Below are 24,358 nucleotides of genomic sequence, written 5' to 3'. Positions count from 1 at the left end.
TTCGACGGAGTCCGGGTCCGGTACTCGGACACGATGTGCTTCAGGCCGCGCTCCTTCGCCGGTGCGGCAGCGGCACGCCGGTCCTGGACCTCCCTTTCCGGCGCCTGCGCCGTCAGTTTTTCCTTTACCGGTGCCTCCGCCGCAGCGGTGCCCGCCGAGAGCGGGGCCGCCAACGCAATGGATAACACCGCGGCGGCGGCCCACTTCCAGTACTTCGAGACAGCACGCGATCTGTGCCTCACGATGTCACCTTCCATCATTCTCAAAGGCGCCGAGATCCGGCGCACTTCCGTTGAAGGGCAGTCCCACGTCGGTTCCCTTGTCGATCAGGGCACTGTTCGCCGCGGGACGGAGGTGGGGCAGCACGGGCAGGCTTCCGTCGGTCTGGCGGGGCGCGTCCCAGCCGGACGTCGACACACTCCGGAACTGGGAGTCCGACAGGGGCACGCCGAGGTTGAAGGAGTTGTACGCGGCGTTCGTGCCGGTCATGTTCGACGTCGGCGTTCCGGTGTAGGCGATGTTGTTGCGCAGATTGCCCCGGCCGACGGCCGCGCCGCGCGAGTCGACTCCCAGCATGTTGAAGTTGGGGCGGTTGCCGTAGCCGGTGTTGTTGAAGAAGTCGTTGGCCACCGGGTGGTGGTTGGCATAGAAGCCGGCCGCCTTGTTGAGGAACGCCACCGAGGAGCGGACGGTGTGCTTCGGCGCGTTGGCTTCGTAGTCACCCCCGTAACCACCCGACTTGAAGCCGGCTCCGTTGCCGGAGGGCGTCGTCGTCCCCGGCACGTACCCATTGCGCCACGCCCACGAGTTCTCGATGATCACAGGCGAGTAGGTGGAGATGAGGTCGAACCCGTCATCGGCGTTCCACCACGCGCGGCACCCCCGGAACACGTTCGCCTGACGGCCGGCCGGCGTGTAATGCGCACCGAACCCGTCGGCGTTCTCTCCGGGCCCGTCATTGCTGCGCAGGTCGTAGTTGTCATGCGAGTCCGAGTTGAGGACGAGGTTGCCACCCCCGCCGTTGACGAACAGGCCGGTGCCCATGTGATGGTGGGTGTCGATCTGCTCGAAGATGTTGCTGCTGCCGGAAACCCATATCCCCCAGGACTCGGCGTTCCGGTTGTTGTTCTGCGGAACACCCTTGACTTCCAGCCCCCTGAGGTGGATCCAGCTGCCGGTGACGTTGAAGCCCTTGATACGGCAGTTGTCCGTCATCCGCGAGAAGTCGAAGACCGGCTTCTCGCCCGGATGCGCCCAGTACCGAATCGGGTTGCCCGAACTGCCGCTCTTGTTCAGGGTGATCGCGTCGACTCTGGCGGTCTGGCTCGAACAAGCGCTGTTCGCCCGGGCGTAGGCGTAGGTGCCGCCGCGGAAATAGACTGTGTCACCCGCCTTGGCGACGGCCTGCGCTCGGGCGATCGATGCCCACGGAGCGGCCTGCGTACCCGCTGCGCCGTCACTCCCGTTCGGAGCGACGTAGTAGGTGTTCCCTGCCGCCGCATCACTGGCGGACGTCGAGCTGGGAACCACCGTGATGGAGCCGACCGTGACCGCCGAGACCAGGAGGGCACGGGTGACGAACTTCGTGGTTCCCACAGCGGGTTGCCTGACCGCCATCGAGATCCTGATGGAACGTTTCATTGATCCTCCGGTGCATGGACAGGGCAGGTGATCACCGTCGGTCATGATTTCGTCGGCACGGCCCAGCCCGCCGGTGTGGTGAGGGGCGATCTTCGCCGCGGAGTGCGGCGCCGACCGGGAGAGTGATGGGAGTGCTCGGGCATTGGCACCGTTGTCTAAGACGTGTTGAAACGTTTACTACTGCCGGTGACGTGATCGTGTCAAGCGCTACGGTCGTCTTCGTTGTCGACCCAGGTGATGATCGCGCGGCGATCCGGTCCCAAGTTCCAGCGACCACGCAAACGCTTTAACCCACGCTCCTCAATGGCGATCGGGGACGCGCTGAGCCCTTGCCCGCTTCCGTGCGACTGCGACCGCGAGGCCGCGGACTCCAACGCACTCAGCATCCACCGCTATAAACGATTCAGTGGCGCAGCCAGGGGGCAACCCGCCGGTCGGCGATCTCTGGCATGCCGTTGCGGTAGACGATCCGGCCCGTCAGAATCTTCGACTTGCCGAACAGGGCGTCGACGATCACGTCCGGGCTGGTGAAGTCAATGGTCGACTGGTTCCATGCGATGCGGGTGGAACCAGGTTGCTTGGACACCGCGACGCCCTCCCAGCAACTCTCGCCGAGACGGACCGGGCCGCGTGTACCCAAAGGCCGCTGGAGCACCCACAGTTCGCCGCGGAAGCGGTCGTCCTCGGGGTCGTCGGCGCTGCGCTCGGCCACCGCGCACATGACGATGTCGCCGTTGGTCAGGTGGTGCGCCCGTAGCACTCCCCCATGGAGCGCAAAGATCTTGGTCAGGTTGCGGCTCGCGCCTGTCGCCAGGTCGTGCTGCCAGAGGTCACCGATCGGAGCGTCGAGGAAGGCGAGGCGCTTGCCATCGGGATACCAGTCGGCCCGTTGCGGTGCGCCGTCGTTCGGCAGCTGGATGTCCAGCAGCCGGATGTGGTCGGGCAGGTGGTCGACCGGTGAGCCGTCGAGGGTGCCCTTGTTCGGATCGAAGTCCAGCAGCGACTGCCGGCCTGCGGCGGCGGCCGAGGACGTGTTCTTGTCCGTGGCCCCGACCGGCTGTGCGTGCACCTGAATCAGCAGGCATGCCAGGGTGATTGATCCCGCGAGTATGCGCAAGTGACGGGTAGTCATATTCGGCAGCTTGGCAGTCCGACGGTGCCGGTGCCGGTGCCGGTGCCGGTGCAAGAATCTTCTTGCACCGCACGAAGAGCCCAGGCCCCGGCCCGAGGGCAGCCCTCCTCTTATCCTTACAATCGCACCTATGCCAGTGCCTACGCGGACGAGGATCCTTGACGCGGCGTGGGATCTGTTCCTACGGGAGGGATTCGCCGGGACGACGGTGACGCAGATCGAGGCGTCGGCGGGCCTGTCGGCCGGGAGCGGCAGCTTCTATCGGCACTTCCGGTCCAAGGGGGAGGTGCTCCAGGCGGTCGTCGACCGCGAGGTCGACCGCGCCGACGCCGAGCGGGAGACCGGCCCCGAGCCCGAGGAGACCGGAGGCGACGTGCGGGCCGCGCTCGCGCTCGAGTTCGAGCGCCGGCTCGGCAATCTGCGGCGGCTCCACCCGCTCACGGAGCTCGTCGCACGCGAGCGCGACCATCTCGGAGCATCGGTCGACCATCTCGGCGAGCTCTTGGTCGCCCGCAACGTCAGTATCCGTTCGCAGCGTCTGGCCGGCTGGATGGCAGCCGGGGCGATCCCGACGCGCGACGCGGAGGCCCTCGCGGCGGTCATTACCTTCGCGCTCACCGGCTACCACCTGTCGGTCCGATTCTTCGGACACCAGCCCGCCGGGGTCGGCGAGGAAGCCCTGATCACCACGCTGGTCGACCTTGTCGCAGGCGCTTAGCACGCGCCTTGCCTTCGTCGGTCGTTTCCGTTCGAGTTTGATTGTTTGAGTTCGCCTCCTGGACCGGGGCTACGCCATGCATTGAAGTGTCCTCACCACTTCACGAGGAGAGCGCCATGGACATACCGGCAAGAATCAACCGCCGGACCCTGCTCACCGCCGCCGGCGGAACGCTCGTGGCCGGAGCCCTCGGCACGGGCGTGGCGCGGGCCGACGCTACCGTGGGCATCAGTCCCGCCGCCGACCAGGGCGCCTGGGAAGGCTGGGGCACCTCCCTGGCATGGTGGGCCAATGTGTTCGGCGACCGGGATGACTTCGCCGACCTGTTCTTCTCCACCAAGACGGTGAGCTACAACGGCGCCTCGCTGCCCGGCCTCGGCATGAACATCGTCCGCTACAACCTCGGCGCGTGCAGCTGGAACGACGTCGGCGGCGCGCGCATGGTCGTGTCGCCCAACATCCCGCGGTTCAAGCAGATCGAGGGTTTCTGGCAGGACTGGCGCAACGAGGATCCGGCATCCTCGGCGTGGAACTGGAGCGCCGACGCCACGCAGCGCGCGATGCTGGTCAAGGCGACCCAGCGAGGCGCGATGAGCGAGCTGTTCGCCAACTCGCCGATGTGGTGGATGTGCAACAACCACAACCCGTCCGGCGCGGCCGACGGCGGCAACAACCTCCAGTCGTGGAATCACCGCCAGCACGCACTGCACCTGGCCGCCACCGCCCGCCGCGCCCGTGACCAGTGGGGCGTGAACTTCCGGACGGTGGAGCCGTTCAACGAGCCGTCGTCGAACTGGTGGAAGGCCGACGGCAAGCAGGAGGGCTGCCACATCGACGCGACGACGCAGCGCAGCGTCATCGCCCACCTGCGCACCGAGCTGGACCGGCTGGGCCTGGACGGGGTGGCGGTCGCGGCATCCGACGAGACGAGCTACGACCTCGCCCGCACCACCTGGAACAGCTTCGACTCGGCCACCAAGGGCCGGGTGCGCCAGGTCAACGTGCACGGCTACCAGGGCCTCAGCGGCCGCCGTGACCTGCTGGGCAACGACGTACGCGCGTCGGGCAAAATCCTGTGGAACTCCGAGCACGGTGACAACAACGGCACCGGCATGATGACGGCCCGCTGCCTGCTGATGGACTTCCGCTGGCTGAAGCCGACGGCCTGGTGCTACTGGCAGGTGATGGACCCGACGGCCGGCTGGGGCGCGATCCGCTACGACGGCAGCTCGGGGCAGGCCGGGGCCGTGGAGACGAAGCTGTACGTCCTGGCGCAGTTCACCCGGCACATCCGGCCCGGTATGCGGATCATCAACACGGGCGTGAATTACGCGGTGGCGGCGCACGACCCGGCCGCGCAGCGCCTGGTGGTCGTTGCCGCGAACAACGGTGCCGCGCAGACCCTGACCTTCAATCTCTCGGCGTTCGGTACGGTGCCGAACGGCACGGCCACCCGCTGGTCGACGCTGACCTCGGGATCCGGTGACCGGTACACCCGGCGCCAGGACCTCACGGTGAGCGGCAAGCTCGTACGCGTGCCGTTCGCGGCCGGCGCCGTACAGACGATCCAGGTGGACGGAGTGGTCCGGTGAAGAGCGTAGTGGCGGCGATGGTGCTCGCCGCCTCCGTGCTCCAGCCCCAACTGCAGCCCCAGCCGACCGTCGCACAGACGGGGCCGAGTGTGACCTTTCTGGCGGATACCGTGCTGGACCAGTCCGCGCTGTACTTCGTGTCGTACGACGGGCTGGTCAACAACAACGCGTTCCAGGACGCGCTGGTCACCTACAACGGGTACCAGTACGCGGCCTGGTATACCTCCAGCCGCAACGCCGTGATCGCGCGGCGTGCGCTGAGCGGGGGCGGCTGGGAGAAGGCCGTGCTGCCGCACCGGCTGAGCGTCAACGATTCGCACAACGTGATCTCGATCGGCATCTCGCCACAGGACGGCACCCTGCACGTCGCGATGGACACCCACAACACCCGGCTGTACTACACGAAGTCGGTGGCGGGGCTCGCCACCCAGCCCGGCTCACACCAGTGGTCGCCGTCGGTGTTCGGCACGGTGCAGCGGACTCTTGGGGGCGCCGAGCTGGGGAACATGACGTACCCGCAGTTCGTCGTGACGCCCGAGGGCGCGCTGCAGTTCAGCTACCGGACCGGCGGGTCGGGCAACGGCGTGAACGAGCTGGCCGAGTACACGGGCGGCAGCTGGCGGAAGCTGGGCGGGTGGTCGTCCGCGACCGGGAACTACACCGGGCCCAACGGTGTCGTCTCCACGACGCGAAACATGTACCTGCACGGTCTCACCTACGACCGGCGCGGGCGGCTGCACGCGGCGTTCACCTGGCGCGAGGGCAACACCAGGGTGCTGTGCAGCCCCGGCGGTCTGAGCAACCACGACACCGGCTACGTCTACAGCGACGACCGGGGCCGGACCTGGCGCAATGGCTCGGGCACGGTCGTCGGGACCACCGGCGGCACCCGGATCTCGGTCAACTCGCCGGGCCTGATCGCCGAACGCCTGGACCCGAACCACGGCCTGATGAACCAGGAGGGCCAAGGCGCGGACTCCGCCGGCACACCCCACGTCGTGATCAGCTACGTGCCGGGCAGGTTCACCCAGTGCGTCTCGAACTACGCACAGCAGCGCACCCAGTACGGCCGCACCTTCCATGTCGTGCGCAACGCGAACGGCACCTGGACCAAACGCGAGGTCCCGGTCCCACCGGGCAGCACGCAGCGCACAAAACTGGTCTTCGACCGCAACGACAACGCCTACCTGGTGATGCCGCGCGGCCGGATCGTCTCGGCGAGCAAGGCCGAAGGCTGGAAGGACTGGACCCTGGTCTTCGACCGGCCGTCGATGAACGCGTTCGGCGAGGTCAGCGTCGACACGTCCAGAGTGGCGGTGGACGGCGTCCTGTCGTTCCAGTACCAGCAGCGCTCGACCGGCACCACACCGTCGCCGATCCGGGTGGTCGACGTTCGCCTCGGCTGATCGTCAGCCGCGAGTCGATGGGCTCCGTCCCGCCGGAATCAACGCTGTCCTGGCAGCGAGCGGCGCGGCGCCGACCGCTTCGCGTTGCCGGGCAGCGGGTTCGGCGAGCCCGGCAGCGACGAGGCCCGGATCATCAGCTCCGGGAGGACAAGGGCCCGTTCGACGGGCCGACGGCTGCCCTCGAGGAGGCGTGCCACCAGCATCTCCACGGCCATACGGCCCACCAGCGCCTTCGGCGGCCGCACCGCCGTGATGGCCGGATCGGCGAGGTGGGCGACCTCGTCGTCGTAGCTGACGAGCGCCATGTCGTCGGGAACGCGGATCCCTCGCTCCGTCAGGTACTGGAGCAGCGAGATGGCATCGGGATCGCTGTGGACGATGAGTGCGGTGGTGCGTGAGCGGCGGCAGCCATCGAGGATGTCGCTGATGATCCCGCGGTGCCCGGGCATGCTGAGCGCGATGCTCTCACGTATCAGGAAGTCGTCGGGGAGGCCGAGCTCGCCGCAGACGCGGTGCCAGCCGACGGCGAGGTGAGCCGACGTGGGGCTGCCCTTGGACAGGACGAGCCCGAGGTTGCGGTGGCCGAGCGCATGCAGGTGCCGGACCGCCATCTCCAGGCCGAGCGCGTGGTCGCTGCGCACCCATTCCAGCTGGTGCGGCGTCGGGGTCCACTCGGGTGTCTTGCGCTCCACGAAGACGACGGGGATGGGCAACTTGCTGATCCAGTCGATCATTTCGTTCGTCTCGCGCGGGTCGGGGTCGTCCAGGTTCGGCGCCAGCAGCAACCCCTGCACCTGGCCCGATTCAGTCAGCCGGACGATTTGCCTGCGGTCCTCCGCCCGGTCGTAACTGGAGCCGCGCAGCTGCATGTTCACACCGTGCGCGGCCGCGGCGTTACGCGCGCCGCTGACGATCTGCGGCCAGTAGAAATCCAGCGAGGGGACCACCATCCCGAGCGTGAACGCGGGCGTCTTGAGCCGTCGTCGGCGCACCGGCTCCCGCTCCAGCGCCGACGGCAGCGTGGCCCCGCCGTGCACCCGGGTCAGCAGACCGCGATCGGCGAGGGCGGCGATGTCCCGCCGGATGGTCAGCTCGCTGACCGACAGCTCCCGGGCGAGATCGCGTACGCGAACGGCCCCGTGCAACCGAAGCTGGTCCATCAGCCTCTCCCGGCGCTGCAGGGCGAACGTTTGCTGCGTTCCGATGGACCTCATGGGTCGTCCCCTCCCGTTCGGTACGGAGCTGGGTGCCATGTTCGAGTCTGGTCGGATTATGTCGTATGTGTTCGAGCTCTGGTGGCTGCGAAGGAAACGTTGTCCACTACGGGCAGGTACGACGACGGGTCGATGGTCGCGGACCGAATCCACGGCGCAGGGCGCAGGGCACAGGGCACAGGGCACAGGGCACAGGGCACAGCTGGAATCATCGTGCTGAGTCCCGGCTGAGGTCGCCACAAGCGTCTGCCGAGCCACGAGTTCGGCTGTGCGGGCCTTCTTCTCTGGCGCTGCTCCGGCCCGCTGTGCCGGGATATGAGTCTGCTGCGGCTGGGCTGACGCCGGGGCATGACCTCCGACTCCGCACGATCTTGGACCAGCCTACGGGTTCACCACCACCGCCTCGATCCCAGATAGCCGGCGTCCGGGCAGGCAACCATCTGCGCCGTCAAGTCCCGCTCGCTCCCAATCGCTCGCACTGCAGTCGCAGCATGAAGCGAACCGACACCTCCAGACCAAGATCCGGACCATGTCCGGACCAGCTCCCGACCGAAGGCTGCGCCAACTACCGTTTTGCCTGGTCAGTGTGGACTCAGCTGCTGTACCACCAGCAGACGAAGAACTCGCTCGTCACTCTCCGGCCCAGCGCTTCTCGGACCGGACCCGAGCGGCGCTGCTGACAGACCGCGTGCCACCAGAAGTGTGTGGAATCTCCACAAGACGGCAGCCTGGGCGACACCGCCCTTCCGTAACACCTGACTCGACCGCCAGCCAGGTCGGCATCGGTCCGGACACCACCGAACCTGCAAACGCCTCCGCAAGCGCCGAAGCTGGGAAAAGAGCCCCTCACCCGAGCCTGACGAGGCGTCAGCAAAGTCAGCATTAGGTCAGCAAGAGTCCTGCCACAGCCGCCCACAGACAGCCACACCGTGGAATCGCCAACCGCACCGGCCTGAGCCAGCGGGCCGCTTGGACGCCTTCCGGCAAGCAGGTGGAAGATGGCGAGAATCACGCGACGGCCTTCCGCCCGGCGCCACCAACGCTGACGCGTTTCCGCAGGTCAGCGCACTCTTCCCCGCGGTTTCAACGGCACCGGCGGCAGCTCCGGTGCGGGCAGTGGAGCCCCGTCGTACCCCTTCACCTCGCCGAACCGCGACCCTTCCATCCAGTCCCGCCGCGCTTGTTCGATCTCCTCCTGCGTCCGCCCGATCCAGTTCCAGAACATGATCAGTTCCTCCTCGAACGGCTCGCCGCCCAGGAGCATCAGGTTCGCGTCCGACTCCGCCCGCAGGGGCAGTTCGCCGCGGCCGCAGCCGAGGTAGAGCATGGAACCGGGGAGGACGGGGACGCCGTCGACATGGGCCTCGCCGGACATGGACAGGACGGCGTACTCGAAGTCCGGCTCCAGGGGGAGACGTACGTCCGCGCCCTGGGTCAGGGCCAGGTCGGCGCCGACGATCGGGGTGTACGCCGTGCCGGGTGAGGTCGCGCCGTCGAGGTCGCCGAGGATCAGCGTGGCCGTGAGGCCGGGTGCGGTGACGACCGGCAGACCGGCGTGGTGCTCGAAGCGTGGCTCGGTGTGGCGGTGGCTGTCGGGGAGCGCGACCCAGAGCTGCGCGCCGTGCAGGAAACGGGCGTGCGAGCGCGGGCTCTCCTCCGAGTGACTGATGGCCCGGCCGGAGGTCATCAGGCCGAGTTCGCGCGGGCGGATCGTCTGAAGGCTGCCGGTGGAGTCGCGGTGCAGCACCTCTCCCTCGTGCAGCCAGCTCACAGTCTGCAGACCCATGTGGGGGTGCGGCGGCACCTGCATACCGGGCTCGTCGGCGATGTCGTCGGGACCGTAGTGGTCGACGAAACACCAGGCTCCGATCATCCGGCGGCCGAGGTTGGGCAGCAGCCGGCGGACCTCACTGGACTCGCCCAGCTTCACCCGGCGAGGGCTGAGGAGTTCACGCACCGGCTCCGCCACCACGAAGCCACGGCCACCGCACAGGGAGGGGGCCGCTTCGCGCTCAAGATTGCTCATGGCGCACAACCTAGTCCGGCGCGAGGGCCTGCGTCAGCGTCACGTTCGGGCCGCGCCGCGGGGCCCGGAAAAATAGTAGCCATGTACATAGTAGCCAAGTACTGTATTCGCCATGAGCAACGGTACCGAAGGCGCGACGCCCGGCTTCCTGGTGTGGCGACTGTCGATGAAGTGGCGGGTCGCGGTCGACCGTGCGGTGGCCCCGCTGGGCCTCACCCACGCGCAGTACTCGCTGGTCGCCTCACTGCACGGCATGCAGCGCTCCGGCGAACGGCCCAGCCAGCGCCGCCTCGCCGACCACACCGGGCTGGAGCCGCTCTACGTGTCGAAGCTGGCCCGCGCCCTGGAGGGCGCCGGGCTCCTGGAGCGCACCCGGGACCCTCGCGACCCGCGCGCTGTGCAGCTCGCCCTCACCGAGCAGGGCCGCGAGGTCACACGGCGGGCGATCGAGATCGTCCACGGGCTGCTCCAGCAGCTCCTCGGCCCGCTCGGCGGCCTCGACAGCGCGCGCACACGGGCGTTCACGCGCGAACTGACGGCCCTGCTCGACACACCTCTTGAACCCTTCAGCGAGACCGAGACGGAGCAGTCATGACCACCACCACACCCCTCGTCGATCCCCGTGTCATCGCCTTGGCCCACTACGCCGGCCGCGCCCTCCTTCAGCATGTGCTGGACCGGCACGGCATGACCTTCGAGCAGTCCGTCACCCTCCGCCTCGCCGCGATCGCCGACGGCCCGGCCGGGCGCGAGCAGCTCGTCGACGGTGTCACCGAAGCGCTGAAGACCGACGCCAGGGAGGTGCACGGCGTGCTCGACGAGCTGATCGCCGCGCGGTTGCTGGCCCCGGACGGGGAGGCGGACGTACGGATCACGGACGCCGGGCGCGAGCTGTACGCCAGGACCTCCGGCGAGACGGCACCCATCACCGCGCGGATCTACGCCGGTATCCCGGCGGAGGACCTGGCCGTCACGGGCCGCGTACTCGCCCTGATCACCGAGCGGGCCGGCACCGAACTGGCCACCCTGACCCGCTAGGGGCTCTCCCCTGACACCTGCCGGCGGAATACGGGACGGGCGGGCTCGGTTGTCGGCCTCGAAGGAGGCCCCGAGTGAACAACACGCAGGACACCACGTACTACGCTCACGGAACCCCGGCCGAGCGCTGGGAGCGCGCGCAGCTCTTCTTCGACGCCAAGGACTACGCCGCCGCCGCGCGCGTCCTGGTCGGGCTGGTCGAGCAGGTGCCCGAGCAGACCGGGCCCCGCCTGCTCCTGGCGCGCTCCTACTACCACTCCGCCCAACTGCACCGCGCCGAGGGCGAGTTGCGGACGATCATCGAGCGGGACCCCGTGGAGCACTACGCCCGGCTGATGCTCGGCCGCACCCTCCAGCGGCAGAACCGGCACGAGGAGGCGGAGTCGCACCTGCGGATCGCCTCGGCACTCGCGGGTGACTTCGGGGAGCGCTGACCCGGGCCGTACCCGGAGGTGCCCGGCTCCGTGAGGAGCCGGGCACCTGTGTGCCGGGGGGCCGCTACCCGGCCGGCGTGCCGTACGACCGCTGCCCCCGCCGGTAGGCGATCTCCCCCAGCAGGATGTCGACGGCGAGGAACGCGGCCAGCGGGATGCCGAACAGGGGCAGGAAGTACCCGAGGACTGCGGTGCCCGCGAGCAGCGGTACCAGGATCTGCGGCGGGACCTGCTGCCAGGCGCCGCGCGGGACGGGGCGGCCGAAGGCGCTGCCGCGGCCGCGCTGCCACCACATGCGGTAGCCCCAGACGATCAGCAGGATCAGGGACAGCGCGAGCAGCATCAGGGCGATCTGGTTGGGCAGGCCGAAGAGGATGCCGGTGTGCAGGTCGATGCCCCAGCGGGTGAGCTTCGCGAGCACCGGGTAGTCGGCGAAGCGCAGCACGTCGACGACCTGCCCGCCGGCCGGGTCGATGGCGACGGTGTCCTGCTTGGACGGCCAGCTGCGCTGCACCTGTTTGACGACGTACGCCGAGTTCGCGTCGGCGGGCGGCACGATCTCCACCGGGTCGCCGAGCCCCTCGGCCCGGGCCGCCGCCAGGACCTCGTCCAGGCCCACGCCGTGCGCGGCGTCGCCCGCCTGCCCGGCGGCGGAGTCGTGGCCGTCGTGCTCTCCGCCGGCCGCGGCCGACACCGACGGGGTGGCCTGGCCCAGTGAGGTCCGCAGCTCATCGATGTGGGCCCCGGCGTACGCCGACCAGGTCAGACCGGTCGCCGAGAGGAAGAAGAATCCGGCCGCCGCCCACACGCCGACGCTGCCGTGCAGTCCGAGCGTGCGGCGCCGCCCCTTGGTGCCCCGCACCTTGCGCAGGGCACGGCGCCGGGAGAACCAGAGCACCAGTCCGCCCGCCGAGATGACGCCCAGCCAGCTGGCCGCCAGCTCGCTGTACAGCCGCCCCGTCTCCCCCAGGTGCAGGTCCCGGTGGAACTCGTCGATCCAGGTGCGCAACGGCAGGGCGCCGGTCGAGCCGTACTGTTCGAGGGAGCCGCGCACCGTCGCGGTGTACGGGTCGACGAACACGGCCAGCGTGTGGCCCTCGCCGACGCCCGGGACGCCGGACAGCATCACCCTGGTCGTCGCGTCGGCCTCCGGCGAGGGGCGTACGGCCGAGATCGCGCCCTCGGGGTGGGCCTTGCGGGCCGCGGCCACCTGCTCGCTGACCGGCAGCTTCCGCTCTCCGACGGGGACGGTCATCTCGTGGGCGTACACGAGCTTCTCGGCCTGGAAGGAACCGGCGTACAGAAGGCCGGTGACGGCGGCGACGAGGAGGAACGGCGCCACCAGCACCCCGGCGTAGAAGTGCAGGCGGAGGATCAGCGGGCGCAGGGGTGCCCAGGTGCTCTTCGACGGGGCCGGGGCGGCTGGTTGGGGGGCCTCGTCCGTGGTGGTCGAGGGAGCGGTGGTCATCGGCGGGCTTCTCCGGGTGATGTCTTCTGGGCCGTTGCGGTGTCAGCGGTGGCCGTTGCGGTGCAGTAGTCGGGGCGGAGGGGCGTTCAGTTCCCGGGGAAGCCGTGTGACGTGCATCACGCGGGGGTGGGGGGTGCCGTGCCATCCTGAAGCGATGGGAACTCCGGACGATCGCGCACCCCTGGCCGAGCGGGTCGGGCAACTCCTCGACGCGGGGCTGCCGTTGACCATCGTCGCGGCCGGTGACCCGGTGCTGCGGCGCGGCGCCGAGCCGTTCGACGGTCAGCTGGAGCCCGCCCTGCTGGCCCGGTTCGTCGAGGCCCTGCGGATCACCATGCGTGCGGCGCCCGGAGTCGGTCTGGCGGCGCCGCAGGTGGGCGTGGAGCTCCGGATCGCCGTGATCGAGGATCCGGCGCCGGTGCCGGAGGAGGTGCGCCGCGTGCGCGGGCGGGTGCCGCAGCCGTTCCGCGTCCTGGTCAATCCCTGCTACGAGCCTGTCGGTGACGCCCGGGCCGCCTTCTTCGAGGGCTGCCTGAGCGTGCCGGGCTGGCAGGCGGTGGTGGCGCGGCCCGCCGAGGTGCGGCTGACCGGACAGGACGAGCACGGGCGGGCCCTGGACGAGGTGTTCTCGGGCTGGCCGGCCCGGATCGTGCAGCACGAGACGGACCACCTCGACGGTGTCCTGTACCTGGACCGCGCCGCGTCGCGTTCGCTGTCGTCCAACCAGGCGATGGCGGAGCGCTGGGCCCAGCCCACGCCGGAGGAGGCGGCGCGGGCGCTGGGTTTCGAGCTGCCGTAGCGAGCAGATCCGTCCGGCCGCATACGGAGGCGTCCGTCGTGGCGCCTCGCTACCGTGACCGCATCGGCCTGGTCGGCCGCAACGGCGCCGGGAAGACCACTTTGGCTGCGCCTCCTCGCCGGGCAGGACACGCCCGACAGCGGCCGGATGGTCCACGGACACGGTCTGCGCCTGGGCTGCTTCGCGCAGGAACACGACACCCTGGACCCGGGTCGACGGGTTGCGAGCACCTGGCCGGGGGCCGCCCCGCACCTCATCGACGGTGAGGTCCGCCAGGTCCTGGGCGCGTTCCTGGTCACCGGCGACGACACCGGCAAGCGCGCCGGCGTCCTGTCCGGCGGTGAGAAGACCCGGCCGCACCGGCGAGCCTGGTCCACTCGGGCGCGAACGTCCTGCTCCCCGGCGAGCCCACCAACACCCTGGCCCCGTCCTCCCGGGCCGAGGTCCTGGCCGCGGTGGGCACCTGCCCGGGCGCGATCGTGATGGTCACGCACGACGCGGGCGCCGTCGACGCGCTGCGGCCGGACCGGGTGCTGCTCCTGCCGGAGGCGGAGGAGGGCCTGTGGGACGACGACTACCGGGAGCTGGTGGTGCCCGCGCACGCGTAGCGCAACCGTCGCCCCCGTCTCACCCCGGCCCGGACGGACCGCGGGTCACGCGTCCCGGTACGCCTCCAGCAGCCGCAGCCACACCTCGCTGATCGTCGGGTACGACGGGACCGCGTGCCACAGGCGGCTGATCGGGACCTGGCCGGCGACCGCGACGGTCGCGGAGTGGATGAGTTCGCCGACGCCGGGGCCGACGAAGGTGACGCCCCGCAGGATCTCGTCCTCGATGTCGACGACCATGCGGGCGCGGCCCTGGTAGCCGTCGGCGTACAGGCCCGCCCCGGAGACCGTGGACAGGTCCACGTCGACGGCCTTCACCCAGTGCCCCGCCTCTTCCGCCTCGGCCAGGGACAGGCCCACGGCCGCCGCCTCCGGGTCGGTGAAGACGACCTGCGGGACGGCCGTGTGGTCGGCGGTCGCGGCGTGGGCGCCCCAGGGGTCCGCCAGGAGGGTCTCCCCGGTGGCCCGCGCGGCGATGGCGGCGCCCGCGATGCGGGCCTGGTACTTGCCCTGGTGGGTGAGGAGGGCGCGGTGGTTCACGTCGCCGACCGCGTACAGCCAGTCGTGGCCGGTCACGCGGAGGCTGTCGTCCACCGGGAGCCAGGAGCCGGGGTCGAGGCCGATCGACTCCAGGCCGATGTCGTCGGTGCGCGGGGCACGGCCGGTGGCGAAGAGGATCTCGTCGGCCTCGATGCGCTCGCCCGTGCCGGTGACGGCCACGACGGTCCCGTTCTCCCGGGTCACCGACTCCACCGAGGTGCCCGTACGGACGTCCGCTCCGGCCTCCGTGAGCGCTTCGGCGATCAGTTCTCCGGCGAAGGGCTCCATCCTGGGGAGCAGGCCCTTGCCGCGGACCAGCAGGGTGACCCGCGAGCCGAGGGCCTGCCAGACGGTGGCCATCTCGGTGGCGACCACACCGCCGCCGATCACGATCAGCCGGCCGGGCACGGTCGGGGAGCTGGTGGCCTCCCGGCTGGTCCACGGCTTGACGGCGTCGAGCCCGGCGAGGCCGGGCAGGGCGGCACGGCTGCCGGTGCAGACGGCGACGGCGTGCCGGGCGGTCAGGACGCGCTCGCCGCCGTCGGGGCCGGTGACCGTGACCGTGCGCGGGCCGGTGAGGCGGCCGTGGCCGCGGTGGAGGTCGGCACCGATGGAGTCGAGCCAGGCGACCTGGCCGTCGTCCTTCCAGTTCGAGGTGTAGTAGTCCCGGTGGGCGAGGACCGCGGACGCGTCGAGGGGGCCCTGCACCGCCTGGCGCAGGCCGGGCACGCGGCGGGCGTCCGCGCGGGCGATGACCGGCCGCAGCAGGGCCTTGCTGGGCATGCACGCCCAGTAGGAGCACTCGCCGCCGACGAGTTCGCTCTCCACGACCGCGGTGGTCAGTCCGGCGGCGCGGGTGCGGTCGGCGACGTTCTCCCCCACGGGCCCGGCCCCGAGCACCACGACGTCGTACGCGTTGGTTTCCGTTTCCGTCATGGGGTCAGTCTGGTGGGTGGTGTGCGCCCTGGCCACATGGGTAGGGGCGCGGAATACGTGTCCGGTCGGCCGTGTTGTGCCGACGGCTTGACCCCACACCAGGAAGAGGGATTTACGCCATGAGCAGCACCGTGGAGCTCACCAAGGAGAACTTCGACCAGACGGTCACGGACAACGAGTTCGTCCTGATCGATTTCTGGGCCGACTGGTGCGGGCCGTGCAAGCAGTTCGCCCCGGTGTACGAGAAGGCGGCAGGGGAGAACCCGGACCTGGTGTTCGGGAAGGTGGACACCGAGGCGCAGCCCGAGCTGGCCGCGGCCTTCGGTATCCAGTCCATCCCCACGCTGATGATCGTCCGGGACCAGGTCGCCGTGTTCGCACAGCCGGGCGCCCTGCCCGAGGCCGCCCTGACGGACGTCATCGGGCAGGCCCGCAACCTCGACATGGACGAGGTGCGCAAGTCGATCGCCGAGCAGCAGGCCCAGGAAGGCCAGCAGGCGGGCTAGCGGACGCCCCGCCGGAGCGGACGGCCCCGGGAGCGGACGGCCCCGGGAAGGGGACGCCTTCTAGAAGGGGTACGGAGCCACGTCTCCGCGTACCGTCGTCCAGCGCAGTTCGGTGAAGGCCTCCAGGTTGGCCTCACCGCCGAAGCGGGCGCCGGTGCCGGAGGCGGCGACTCCGCCGAAGGGCGCCACGGCCTCGTCGTTCACGGTCTGGTCGTTGATGTGGACGATGCCGGTCGGGATGCGCTCGGCGAGGTCCAGGCCGCGGGCCGGGTCCCTGGTGACGATGCCCAGGGAGAGGCCGTACGGGCTCTGCGCGGCCAGGGCCGCCGCCTCGTCGGCGGTGGTGAAGGAGCGGACGGGCGCGACGGGGCCGAAGACCTCTTCCGCGTACGCGGGGGTGCGGTCATCGACGTGGGCGAGGACCGTCGGCCGGTAGAAGAGCCTGTCGTGAGTGCCGCCGGCGGCGAGCTTGGCGCCCGCGCTCGTGCTGGCGTCGACCAGACCACTGATCTTGGTGAGCTGGGCCGAGTCGATGATGGGGCCCAGGTGGACCTGGTCCCGGTAGGGGTCGCCGACGGCGAGTGAGTCGGCCTTGGCGGCCAGCCGCTCGACGTACTCGTCGTACAGGGACGCGTGCACCAGGTGGCGTCCGGTGGTCATGCAGATCTGGCCCTGGTGGAAGAACGAGCCCCAGGCGGCCGTGGAGATCACCGCGTCGAGGTCGGCGTCCTCCAGCACGATCATGGCGGAGTTGCCGCCCAGTTCCAGGTGGGCCCGCTTGAGGTGGCGTCCGGCCGCCTCGCCCACGGCCCGTCCGGCGGCGGTGGAGCCGGTGAAGGAGATGACCGGCACGCGCGGATCGGCGACCAGGGCCTGCCCGGCGTCCGGGCCGCCAGGGAGCACGTGCAGCAGTTCCTCCGGAAGGCCGGCGGCGGCGAAGACCGCGGCGAGGGACAGCCCTCCGCAGACGGCCGTGCGCGGGTCCGGCTTCAGCAGGACCGCGTTGCCCAACGCCAGGGCCGGCGCCACGGAGCGGATGGACAGGATCAGCGGGGCGTTGAACGGCGAGATCACGCCCACCACACCGGCCGGGACGCGGCGCGTGTACGACAGGCGGGGTGCCTCGCTGGGCAGGACCTGACCGGCCGGGCGGGAGGCGAGTGCGGCGGCCTCGTAGCACTCCTGGGCGGCCACGTGCAGTTCGAAGTCGGCCTTGCCGGGGACGGAACCCGATTCGCGGACGAGCCATTCCCGCAGTTCTTCGGCGTGCGCGGCGAACAGGTCACCCGCCTTGCGGAGCACGGCGGCACGGGCGAAGTGCGGGGTGCGTGCCCACTCCCGCTGTGCGGTGGCGGCCCGCTCGGCGGCGGCCCCGACGTCCTCCGGGGTGGCCAGGGCGAGGGTGCCGAGGGCCTGGCCGGTGGCGGGCTCGGTGATGGTGTACCCGGGCCCCGCGAGGCGGCGGGGCTGCCAGGTCCTGGTGTCGAGGAACGGCATGACGACTCTCCGATCGATCGTCACCGGCTGACGGGGTGGTCTGAACTCCCGTACGTGCGCGGCCGGTTCGGCGGTCACATGGCGGGACGCGCCGAGCGGGCGCAGCCGTGTGCCGCGCCGCCCAGGGGTACGCCCCCGTTTTTGTTGAGCATGCAACATCCTAGCCGTGCCGCGGCACGAAAGCCGGGTCCCCGGTCACGCGTCGGCCGGGCAGGTGCCGTGGCGTCAGCTCGATTCGCGGTGCAGCACCGTCGCCCCCAGCATCTTGTGCGTCTCGGGTTCGGTGGCGGGCTTGCGTACCGCGCGGTCGACCAGTTCGGCGAGTTCACGGCCGCAGGGCAGCTCCAGACGGACCGTACTCAGGCGGGGCCGCATGAGCCGCCCGAGCATCAGGTCGTCGGCGCCGACCACGGCCGTCTCCTCGGGGACGCGGATGCCCTCGTCCAGCAGGGCCCGCATGAGCAGCATCGCGTACTCGTCGTTGTAGGTGAACACGGCGTCCAGGCCCAGGGACCGCCAGCGGGCGGCGAGGCGCGCCGCGGCCTGTTCGTCGTAGGCGAGGGGCAGTTCGGTCACCGTGGCGTCCGTGCCGCGCACGGACTGGCGCACGCCGTCGAGGCGGGGCGCGGAGAACGTCTCCAGACCGGGCTCCTGCGGGACGACGACGCCGATCCGCCGCCGGCCGCGGTCGTAGAGGTGGGCGCCCGCGCTGTGGCCGACGACGTCGTGGTCCATGAGCAGGGCGTGCGCGCCCTCGATGGTCTCGGGGCCGAGGGTGACCACGACTCGCGCCCCCGAGCGCTTGAGCACCGCCACCCCGCGCGGACCGAGCCCGGAGCCCGGCACGAGCACGGCGACGGGCCGCAACTCGGCCCAGGCGCGGGCGGCTTCGTCGCCGTGCGGGCCGCCGGTGCCGTGCTGCACGACCGTGTAGTCCAGGGCGGCGAGCGCGTTCTGGAGGTCGGTGAGGAACCGGCTGTAGAGCGGGCCGACGGGGAAGGTAGGCGCGGGGATCAGGACCATGCGACTGTGCCCGGCGCGCAGGCTGCGGGCCGCCGCGTGCGGTACGTAGCCGAGCTCCTTCGCCGCCTCGTGCACACGGCGGCGGGTGGGTTCGCTGATCCGTACGGCGCTGGTGTTGTTGAGGACGTAGGAGACGGTCGCGCGCGAGACGCCGGCCAGGCGGGCCACATCGGCGCTCGTGGGCACGGAGCGCGACGGTGCGGGAGACGGGGGCGCGGGCGTTTTCGGTATCTGCACCATGACGTACGGCATCTTGGCAGAAGCCCCAATGCGCGCTTCCGGCGGGGGAGTTGTGAGGAAGCCGTGAGCGGTCACGGGGATCCGGGAACGGGTCTCAGCCGGTCGGGGCCGTACCCGTCACCCGGTCGACCAGATCGCTCCACGCCTCCTCCAGACGGGCCATGGGCAGACCGCGCTGCTTGGTCAGGTGGTGTATCAGGGCCGGGTCGAGCTGCCCCATCAGCGCGTGGGAGAGCAACTCGCAGTCGGCGTGCGGGACCGCCTGCCGCAGCAGCATGACGACGTGGTGGCGCAGCACGCTGCGGGCCGGGTTGGTGAAGCGGCGGGACGCGCACGGCTCGGCGGCCAGCTGGAGCTCCAGGTCCTCGGCCGACCGGCGCAGCATCGCACAGCCGAACGCCCGCAGCCGCTCCACGGGCGGCGCTCCGGGCCCGAGCGGTGGCGGGCCGCCGAGGAAGGAGGCCTGGAACTTCTTCTCCGAGTGGTCGAGCAGCGCCGTCAGGAGGCCGGTACGGTCGCCGAACCTGCGGAAGACCGTGCCCTTGCCGACGCGCGCCTCCGCTGCCACCGCCTCCATCGTGACGGCCTCCGCGCCGCGCTCCGCCACCAGCCGTCCGGCGGCCTCCAGCAGCCGGGCGCGGTTACGTGCGGCGTCGGCCCGCAGGCACGGCTCGTCTCCTTCCAGGGCGACCCCCAGCTGCACCAGCTCGGGGTGGCCGACGGGCTCCTGGGGCGTCGGAACGGGGGGCGGGACGGCGGACATGAAGCCAGCGTAAGGCATCGGGAACAAAACTGGACCGCGGTCCGGTTTGATGCTACAAAGTTAAACGGACCCCGGTCCGGATCTTCAGCAGTCGTCAGAGCAGCGCCTCAGATGTGGGAGTTCAGCATGTCCGTTCGTATCCTCGCCCTCGTCGGCAGCCTCCGTGCCGGTTCGCACAACCGCCAGCTCGCCGAGGCGGCCGTCAAGCTCGCCCCCGAAGGCGCCGAGGTGAACCTGTACGAGGGTCTGGCCGAGGTTCCCTTCTACAACGAGGACATCGACGTGGAGGGCAGCCTCCCGGCCGCCGCCGCGCGGCTGCGTGAGGCCGCGAACACCGCGGACGGCCTGATCCTCTTCACCCCCGAGTACAACGGCACCATCCCGGCCGTCCTGAAGAACGCCATCGACTGGCTGTCCCGCCCGTACGGCGCCGGCGCCCTCAGCGGCAAGCCGGTCGTCGTGGTCGGCACCGCCTTCGGCCAGTACGGCGGCGTCTGGGCGCACGACGAGACCCGCAAGTCCGTGGGCGTGGCCGGCGGCAAGGTCCTGGAGGACGTCAAGCTGTCCATCCCCGGCTCGATGACCCGCTTCGCCGAGACCCACCCGGCCGACGACGCCGAGGTCGCCCAGCAGCTGACCGAGGTCATCGCCCGGCTGCACGGTGATGTCTCGGAGGCCGCCGCGGCCTGACCGTCCTCACCCGGTGCCCACGAAGGGGCCGCGGCCGGCAACGGCCCCGGCCCCTCCTGCATGCCGGAGGCGGGGCCGCCGCTCAGGCGCCCGGGCCGTTCAGGCAACCGTCGTGGGCGCGAGGGCCCGCAGCTCCTCCAGTGCCGCCGCCACCGCGGGCCGGGCGTGCCCGCCGCCCCGGGTGCAGGTCAGGAGCTTGCGGTGGGGGTTGCCGGTGCAGCGCACCCGGGCGATCGGCAGGTGCGGGGTCAGATGGGCCAGGCGCGGGATGAGGGCGACGCCGAGCCGGTGGGCCACGAGGTGGGCGCTGACGTTCCAGTCGAGGGCGTGGTGGACGACCTCGGGGGTGAACCCGGCCGCGCCGCAGGCGGACAGGACGTGCGGACGGCAGGGACTGTCCTCCACCGGCGCGATCCACGCCTCCCGCGCGGCCTCGGCGAGATCGACCCGGGCCCGCCCCGCCAGCCGGTGCCCCTCGGGTACGACCAGGTCGAACGGGTCGTCGAGCAGCGGCTGCTGGTCGAACCGCGCGTCGCTCAGCGGCGGGTTGTGCGGAGTCGCCTCGACGACGGCCAGGTCGGTGCCGCCCTCGAAGAGCAGGTCGAAACTCGCCGGAACGCCCGCCTCGGTGATCCGGACGGACAGCCGCGGATGCCGCTCCCCCAGCCGGGCTGCCATCGGCGCCAGCAGTACCGAGACGGCCACCGGGAAGCCGGTCACGCGCAACACACCGGAGGGCGCCCCGTGGTCGGCCCGCAGATCCAGTTCCGCCTGGTCCCAACGGGCCTGGATGGCGTCGGCGTGCGCGAGCAGGCTCTCGGCGGCCGGGGTGAGCCGCACCCCGCGCCCCTGCGGCTCCAGCAGGTCGACGCCCAGGTCCCGGGCGAGCTGCCGGACCTGCTGGGAGGCGGCGGACGGGGTGAAGTGCAGGGCCCGGGCGGCCGCGGTGACCGTGCCGTAGTGGGCGACCGCCCTCAGGACGTGCAGTCGGCGCAGGTCAATCATGAAGGCCAGCCTTCACAGTGACGTTCGCAAAGTCAACCTGGACGTGTACGGACTCCCGGACGCACCCTGGCTGTGTCGCGACGGTCAACCAGCCACGACGTACGAGGAGTCAGCCATGCCCAGCACCGACACCACCGCCTGCCCGCACTGCGGCCGGCCGGACCGGGGCGAGCCGTTCCGGGTGCTGTCCCGGCACACCACCGCGACGGGGCACACGGAGTGGACGCGCTGCGAATGCGGCTCGCTGCAGGTCCGGGTGGCCGACGGCCGCGGCACGCGCGTCGTCTCACGCAGCGGGCCGGCGGCCCGGTCGGGTGCCGCGAGCCACTAGGCGCGGCACCCGGGCTTCCCGAAGCCGCCTCGCACCGCGACACCGGTCACGACCGGTCAGGGGCAGTCGTACGCGAAGCCGGTGGTGGCCGTGCGCACCGTCCCGGAGAGGATGCGCAGTTCGGCCCGTGCCGTGCGGTGTCCCGGGCCCTCGAAGGTCCAGCGCAGGTGGAGGCGAGCCTGCCGCTGGCCCCGGACCAGCTCTTCCTTCAGCACGCCCGAGGCAGTGCCGTCGCTCCGGATCCAGCGGTAGGACAGCGTGCCCGGGCGGCCGTTCGTGGTGACGAGGCCGACGAGGTCCGCGGTGCCGTCACACCCCAGGGCCGTCGGCCGAGCCGTGACCGTCACCGTGTTCACCCTCAAGGGCGGGCCGAGACGCTGCCAGGCGAGGAACGCGAGGACGCAGACCAGGACCAGCGCGGGCAGGGCGTGCCTGCGCAGCCGACGGCCCCGGGGCGCGGGAGGCGGCGGTACGGCGGGGAGCGTCAGGCGGGTGCGCTGCCGAGCGGCGGCGGTCACGCCCGGGCCGAAGCGCAGCACGCTCCCCTCGACCCGGTCGGGGGGCGCCGGCCGCGCCGGTCCCTGCTCCGTGGCCGGCTGCCCGACGGAGGTCCCGTCCGGTCCGGGGCGCTGGATCCAGTGGCTGGCGAGCACGGTGGCGCTGTATTCCGCGTCGTCCGGGCCGGGTCGGTCACTCGGGGCGGGGCCCTCGGCGGGGCCGTGGGCGGGACCATCAGCGGGGTTGAGGACCCGAGTCCGCTCCCCGGCGGGGCTGAGGAGCCGAGTTCGCTCATCGGCGGGGTCGAGGATCCGAGTCCGCTCCCCGGCGGCGTCCAGCACCTCGGTCCGCTCGTCGGCCGACGCGGGTGTGCGGTCGTCGTCGTGTGTGGTCATCTCAGGTCGCACCGCCTGGTCAGGAGCTCCTGCGAGGCGCCGCCGTCGGCGGCGGCGGGGGTCGTGGTGGCCTGCACCGTCCAGTAGCAGCCGAGGGTCTGGAAGGTGTGGTCGACGGTGAGCGTGTACTGGGTGGCGCCGCTGCGCTCGAAGGTCTGTGACGCGCCGTCCGGGGTGCCCGGCTGCCCCGCCGCGTTTCCCGTGAACCAGGAGACGGTGATGGAGACCGGGCCGGGACCGTCCGTGGTGACGCCGAGGGTCGCCGTGGCCGTCGTGGGGCCCGTCTGCCGGAAGGCCGACACGGCGACGTTCTTGACGGCGGGACCGGCGGGCGGGGCCGCGGTGGTGGCCGTCGGCGTCGCGACGGTGGCCGTCGCGCCGGGCGCGGCCGTCTCCTCGCCGCCGGGCGGGGTGGCCGAGGCCGGAGGCGCGCCGGTTCCGGTGGCCGCGGGGTCCGGGGCCGACGGAGTGGGGGACGGCGACGCGCCGTCCGACGCGCTGGGGGTCGCGGACGGGGACGCGGGGGAAGGGGGCGGGGAGGCGGAGGCGGCCGGCTCCGCGCCGGTCCCGGCGCTGGTCGTGGCCAGGGCCCGCGCCGCCCGCTGCGCCGCGGTACCCGGGTCGTACGGCAGTCCGTACGTCAGGAGGGCCCCGATGAGTACGGCGGCGGCGGACACGATCAGCCCGGGGCGGCCGGGCAGCCACGGGTGCGCCGGGCCGGGGTCCGGGGTCCGGCTCAGCACCGTCCGGGCGGTGTCCGCGGTGCTCCGGGGGCCGGTGCGGGCCGAGGGCAGGAGCAGCGGCAGCAGGGCCACCAGCGCGGCGAGCCTGCCCCGGCCGCGTTCCTCCCAGTCGGGGCCGTAGGCGGTGCCGGCGATCGCCTCCAGCTCGGAGACGAACGCCTCGGCCTGTACGGGCCGCTCCGCCGGGTCCTTGGCCAGACCGCGCCGCACCAGTTCCCGCACCGCCTCCGGGGTCTCTTCGGCGGGGACGGGCGCGTCGACGTGTCGCAGCGCGAGCTCCGCGAGGTTGTCGCCCGCGTACGGCTTGTGGCCTGTCAGGCACTCGAAGAAGGTGGCCGTGGCCGCGTACACGTCGGCGGCCGGGGAGGCGGGTGCGCCGGTCCACTGCTCGGGGGCCATGTAGGACGGGGTGCCCGCCACGCCCGCGCTGGTGCCCGCGTCCACCGCGATGCCGAAGTCGACCAGCTTGGAGGATCCGTCCGGAGCGACCAGGACGTTCTCCGGCTTGTAGTCGCGGTGGACGACGCCGACGCGGTGTGCGTCGGCCAGACCGAGCAGCGATCCCTTGAGGACGACGAGCGCGGCCTCGGGAGCGAGCGGGCCTTCCCTCCTGAGCAGCGTGCGCAGCGGGACGCCGTCGACCAGCTCCATCACGATGGCGGCGCCGTCCGGACTCTCGACGTACTCGTACAGCCCGGCGACATGAGGGCTCCCCAGCCCGCCGAGCAGCCGCGCCTCCGCCCGGAAGTCGTGCACGAAGCCCGGCCGGGTGCGCAGCGACTCGCTGAGGTACTTCACGGCCACCGGCACACCGGTCTCCTCGTGCACGGCGAGGACCACCCGCCCGCTCGCCCCCGACCCGAGCTCCAGCGACTCGGTGTACCCGGGCACCGCCCATGCGTTCATTTCCCGTCCCCCCAAGGCGGCCGCTCCCCAGCGGCCGGTCACGCTCGGACCCCCATCTTTCGGCCACTGCGGTCGCGTGGCCAGAAGTACGCGCGAGGCGTACCCGGACCGTGACAGAGGCCGTACGGCTGTGACGGAGAGCGGGCCCCGCGAGGAGACGGCGCCCCGGGAGGGCAGGAGTCGCCGTCCCCTGCGGTGCGGGTCCTCCC

22 protein-coding genes and 1 pseudogene are annotated in these 24,358 nt (G+C 71.5%); 11 read left to right on the top strand and 12 right to left on the bottom strand.

All coding sequences use genetic code 11. The annotated features are described in order from the left end of the window. Positions 1-246 precede the first annotated feature (246 nt). Both A4E84_RS36270 and A4E84_RS36265 read right to left on the bottom strand, forming a co-directional pair. The gene (locus tag A4E84_RS36270) at positions 247-1,596 is read right to left on the bottom strand and encodes a right-handed parallel beta-helix repeat-containing protein (RefSeq protein WP_213084218.1); all 1,350 of its coding nucleotides are present in this window, start codon (positions 1,594-1,596) and stop codon (positions 247-249) included. Positions 1,597-2,044: 448 nt separating this feature from the next. Continuing rightward, positions 2,045-2,773: a hypothetical protein gene (locus A4E84_RS36265; protein WP_159029656.1), complete on the bottom strand. Its 729-nt coding sequence runs from the start codon at positions 2,771-2,773 to the stop codon at positions 2,045-2,047. Positions 2,774-2,903: 130 nt separating this feature from the next. On the opposite strand from A4E84_RS36265, the gene A4E84_RS36260 reads away from it, so the two are divergent. The 3 genes from A4E84_RS36260 to A4E84_RS36250 all read left to right on the top strand — a co-directional run bounded on the left by A4E84_RS36260 (position 2,904) and on the right by A4E84_RS36250 (position 6,489). Then, the gene (locus A4E84_RS36260; RefSeq protein WP_063827534.1) at positions 2,904-3,491 is read left to right on the top strand and encodes a TetR/AcrR family transcriptional regulator; all 588 of its coding nucleotides are present in this window, start codon (positions 2,904-2,906) and stop codon (positions 3,489-3,491) included. A 116-nt stretch (positions 3,492-3,607) separates the two neighbouring features. Beyond that, positions 3,608-5,083 (top strand): glycoside hydrolase, encoded by a 1,476-nt coding sequence (locus A4E84_RS36255; RefSeq protein WP_062930607.1) that lies wholly within the window; start codon positions 3,608-3,610, stop codon positions 5,081-5,083. Between the two features lie 17 nt (positions 5,084-5,100). Next, entirely contained in the window at positions 5,101-6,489 is a 1,389-nt protein-coding gene (locus A4E84_RS36250; RefSeq protein WP_062931759.1) for a BNR repeat-containing protein, read from the top strand. A gap of 38 nt (positions 6,490-6,527) precedes the next feature. Here the strand turns inward: A4E84_RS36250 and A4E84_RS36245 are convergent, their stop codons facing one another. After that, a complete protein-coding gene (locus tag A4E84_RS36245; protein WP_107308427.1) occupies positions 6,528-7,703 on the bottom strand; it encodes a substrate-binding domain-containing protein in 1,176 nt (391 codons plus the stop codon). A gap of 1,060 nt (positions 7,704-8,763) precedes the next feature. Continuing rightward, positions 8,764-9,729: a pirin family protein gene (locus A4E84_RS36240; RefSeq protein WP_062930606.1), complete on the bottom strand. Its 966-nt coding sequence runs from the start codon at positions 9,727-9,729 to the stop codon at positions 8,764-8,766. 112 nt (positions 9,730-9,841) lie between these two features. On the opposite strand from A4E84_RS36240, the gene A4E84_RS36235 reads away from it, so the two are divergent. From A4E84_RS36235 to A4E84_RS36225, 3 genes are all read left to right on the top strand, one after another. Further along, a complete protein-coding gene (locus A4E84_RS36235) occupies positions 9,842-10,324 on the top strand; it encodes a MarR family winged helix-turn-helix transcriptional regulator (RefSeq protein WP_062930605.1) in 483 nt (160 codons plus the stop codon). Continuing rightward, on the top strand, positions 10,321-10,767 hold the full coding sequence (locus tag A4E84_RS36230; protein WP_062930604.1) for a winged helix DNA-binding protein: 447 nt from the start codon (positions 10,321-10,323) through the stop codon (positions 10,765-10,767). Before A4E84_RS36235 ends, A4E84_RS36230 begins: the two co-directional genes overlap by 4 nt. A gap of 74 nt (positions 10,768-10,841) precedes the next feature. Continuing rightward, positions 10,842-11,201, top strand: a complete 360-nt coding sequence (locus A4E84_RS36225; RefSeq protein WP_062930603.1) for a tetratricopeptide repeat protein — start codon at positions 10,842-10,844, stop codon at positions 11,199-11,201. Positions 11,202-11,265: 64 nt separating this feature from the next. On the opposite strand, the gene A4E84_RS36220 is transcribed toward A4E84_RS36225, so the two are convergent. Then, positions 11,266-12,669 (bottom strand): PepSY-associated TM helix domain-containing protein, encoded by a 1,404-nt coding sequence (locus A4E84_RS36220; protein WP_062930602.1) that lies wholly within the window; start codon positions 12,667-12,669, stop codon positions 11,266-11,268. Positions 12,670-12,823: 154 nt separating this feature from the next. Between A4E84_RS36220 and A4E84_RS36215 the strand changes: the two genes are divergently transcribed. Then, positions 12,824-13,468, top strand: coding sequence for a peptide deformylase (locus tag A4E84_RS36215; RefSeq protein WP_062930601.1), 645 nt, complete (start codon positions 12,824-12,826; stop codon positions 13,466-13,468). A 74-nt stretch (positions 13,469-13,542) separates the two neighbouring features. Next, positions 13,543-14,076: pseudogene (locus A4E84_RS41590) on the top strand (ATP-binding cassette domain-containing protein); the annotation flags it as partial. 45 nt (positions 14,077-14,121) lie between these two features. On the opposite strand, the gene A4E84_RS36210 reads toward A4E84_RS41590, so the two are convergent. Further along, positions 14,122-15,552 (bottom strand): dihydrolipoyl dehydrogenase family protein, encoded by a 1,431-nt coding sequence (locus A4E84_RS36210; protein ID WP_062930600.1) that lies wholly within the window; start codon positions 15,550-15,552, stop codon positions 14,122-14,124. 119 nt (positions 15,553-15,671) lie between these two features. On the opposite strand from A4E84_RS36210, the gene trxA reads away from it, so the two are divergent. Beyond that, positions 15,672-16,058 (top strand): thioredoxin, encoded by a 387-nt coding sequence (gene trxA, locus A4E84_RS36205; protein ID WP_062930599.1) that lies wholly within the window; start codon positions 15,672-15,674, stop codon positions 16,056-16,058. Positions 16,059-16,118: 60 nt separating this feature from the next. On the opposite strand, the gene A4E84_RS36200 is transcribed toward trxA, so the two are convergent. From A4E84_RS36200 to A4E84_RS36190, 3 genes are all read right to left on the bottom strand, one after another. Then, complete coding sequence (locus tag A4E84_RS36200; RefSeq protein WP_062930598.1) at positions 16,119-17,555, bottom strand: benzaldehyde dehydrogenase; 1,437 nt, start codon at positions 17,553-17,555, stop codon at positions 16,119-16,121. Between the two features lie 225 nt (positions 17,556-17,780). Then, positions 17,781-18,830, bottom strand: a complete 1,050-nt coding sequence (locus tag A4E84_RS36195) for a LacI family DNA-binding transcriptional regulator (protein ID WP_418082242.1) — start codon at positions 18,828-18,830, stop codon at positions 17,781-17,783. Positions 18,831-18,912: 82 nt separating this feature from the next. Then, positions 18,913-19,581 (bottom strand): TetR/AcrR family transcriptional regulator, encoded by a 669-nt coding sequence (locus A4E84_RS36190; protein ID WP_062931756.1) that lies wholly within the window; start codon positions 19,579-19,581, stop codon positions 18,913-18,915. A gap of 126 nt (positions 19,582-19,707) precedes the next feature. On the opposite strand from A4E84_RS36190, the gene A4E84_RS36185 reads away from it, so the two are divergent. Continuing rightward, the gene (locus A4E84_RS36185; protein WP_062931755.1) at positions 19,708-20,271 is read left to right on the top strand and encodes an NAD(P)H-dependent oxidoreductase; all 564 of its coding nucleotides are present in this window, start codon (positions 19,708-19,710) and stop codon (positions 20,269-20,271) included. A 99-nt stretch (positions 20,272-20,370) separates the two neighbouring features. Here the strand turns inward: A4E84_RS36185 and A4E84_RS36180 are convergent, their stop codons facing one another. Further along, positions 20,371-21,276: a LysR family transcriptional regulator gene (locus A4E84_RS36180; protein WP_062930597.1), complete on the bottom strand. Its 906-nt coding sequence runs from the start codon at positions 21,274-21,276 to the stop codon at positions 20,371-20,373. A 115-nt stretch (positions 21,277-21,391) separates the two neighbouring features. Between A4E84_RS36180 and A4E84_RS36175 the strand changes: the two genes are divergently transcribed. Further along, positions 21,392-21,607 carry a hypothetical protein gene (locus tag A4E84_RS36175; protein ID WP_062930596.1) on the top strand — a complete coding sequence of 72 codons (216 nt, stop codon included), beginning with the start codon at positions 21,392-21,394 and terminating at the stop codon, positions 21,605-21,607. 56 nt (positions 21,608-21,663) lie between these two features. Here A4E84_RS36175 and A4E84_RS36170 read toward each other — a convergent pair whose 3' ends face one another. Continuing rightward, positions 21,664-22,500 (bottom strand): hypothetical protein, encoded by an 837-nt coding sequence (locus A4E84_RS36170; protein WP_237305052.1) that lies wholly within the window; start codon positions 22,498-22,500, stop codon positions 21,664-21,666. Beyond that, a complete protein-coding gene (locus A4E84_RS36165; protein WP_062930595.1) occupies positions 22,497-24,149 on the bottom strand; it encodes a serine/threonine-protein kinase in 1,653 nt (550 codons plus the stop codon). Before A4E84_RS36165 ends, A4E84_RS36170 begins: the two co-directional genes overlap by 4 nt. Between the last annotated feature and the right edge of the window lie 209 nt (positions 24,150-24,358).

The sequence above is a fragment of the Streptomyces qaidamensis genome, from assembly GCF_001611795.1.
GTDB lineage: Bacteria > Actinomycetota > Actinomycetes > Streptomycetales > Streptomycetaceae > Streptomyces > Streptomyces qaidamensis.
Note: the sequence above shows the minus strand (reverse complement) of the source record. Positions and strands in the feature narration are given on the sequence as shown.

Coding starts and splice junctions, on each gene's coding strand:
- A4E84_RS36165 (WP_062930595.1), bottom strand. CDS start 24,149: ATGAACGCATGGGCGGTGCCCGGGTACACCGAGTCGCTGGAGCTCGGG.
- A4E84_RS36250 (WP_062931759.1), top strand. CDS start 5,101: ATGGTGCTCGCCGCCTCCGTGCTCCAGCCCCAACTGCAGCCCCAGCCG.
- A4E84_RS36240 (WP_062930606.1), bottom strand. CDS start 9,729: ATGAGCAATCTTGAGCGCGAAGCGGCCCCCTCCCTGTGCGGTGGCCGT.
- A4E84_RS36255 (WP_062930607.1), top strand. CDS start 3,608: ATGGACATACCGGCAAGAATCAACCGCCGGACCCTGCTCACCGCCGCC.
- A4E84_RS36230 (WP_062930604.1), top strand. CDS start 10,321: ATGACCACCACCACACCCCTCGTCGATCCCCGTGTCATCGCCTTGGCC.
- A4E84_RS36180 (WP_062930597.1), bottom strand. CDS start 21,276: ATGATTGACCTGCGCCGACTGCACGTCCTGAGGGCGGTCGCCCACTAC.
- A4E84_RS36220 (WP_062930602.1), bottom strand. CDS start 12,669: ATGACCACCGCTCCCTCGACCACCACGGACGAGGCCCCCCAACCAGCC.
- A4E84_RS36175 (WP_062930596.1), top strand. CDS start 21,392: ATGCCCAGCACCGACACCACCGCCTGCCCGCACTGCGGCCGGCCGGAC.
- A4E84_RS36260 (WP_063827534.1), top strand. CDS start 2,904: ATGCCAGTGCCTACGCGGACGAGGATCCTTGACGCGGCGTGGGATCTG.
- A4E84_RS36265 (WP_159029656.1), bottom strand. CDS start 2,773: ATGACTACCCGTCACTTGCGCATACTCGCGGGATCAATCACCCTGGCA.
- trxA (WP_062930599.1), top strand. CDS start 15,672: ATGAGCAGCACCGTGGAGCTCACCAAGGAGAACTTCGACCAGACGGTC.
- A4E84_RS36215 (WP_062930601.1), top strand. CDS start 12,824: ATGGGAACTCCGGACGATCGCGCACCCCTGGCCGAGCGGGTCGGGCAA.
- A4E84_RS36190 (WP_062931756.1), bottom strand. CDS start 19,581: ATGTCCGCCGTCCCGCCCCCCGTTCCGACGCCCCAGGAGCCCGTCGGC.
- A4E84_RS36170 (WP_237305052.1), bottom strand. CDS start 22,500: ATGACCACACACGACGACGACCGCACACCCGCGTCGGCCGACGAGCGG.
- A4E84_RS36235 (WP_062930605.1), top strand. CDS start 9,842: ATGAGCAACGGTACCGAAGGCGCGACGCCCGGCTTCCTGGTGTGGCGA.
- A4E84_RS36195 (WP_418082242.1), bottom strand. CDS start 18,830: ATGCCGTACGTCATGGTGCAGATACCGAAAACGCCCGCGCCCCCGTCT.
- A4E84_RS36200 (WP_062930598.1), bottom strand. CDS start 17,555: ATGCCGTTCCTCGACACCAGGACCTGGCAGCCCCGCCGCCTCGCGGGG.
- A4E84_RS36210 (WP_062930600.1), bottom strand. CDS start 15,552: ATGACGGAAACGGAAACCAACGCGTACGACGTCGTGGTGCTCGGGGCC.
- A4E84_RS36245 (WP_107308427.1), bottom strand. CDS start 7,703: ATGAGGTCCATCGGAACGCAGCAAACGTTCGCCCTGCAGCGCCGGGAG.
- A4E84_RS36185 (WP_062931755.1), top strand. CDS start 19,708: ATGTCCGTTCGTATCCTCGCCCTCGTCGGCAGCCTCCGTGCCGGTTCG.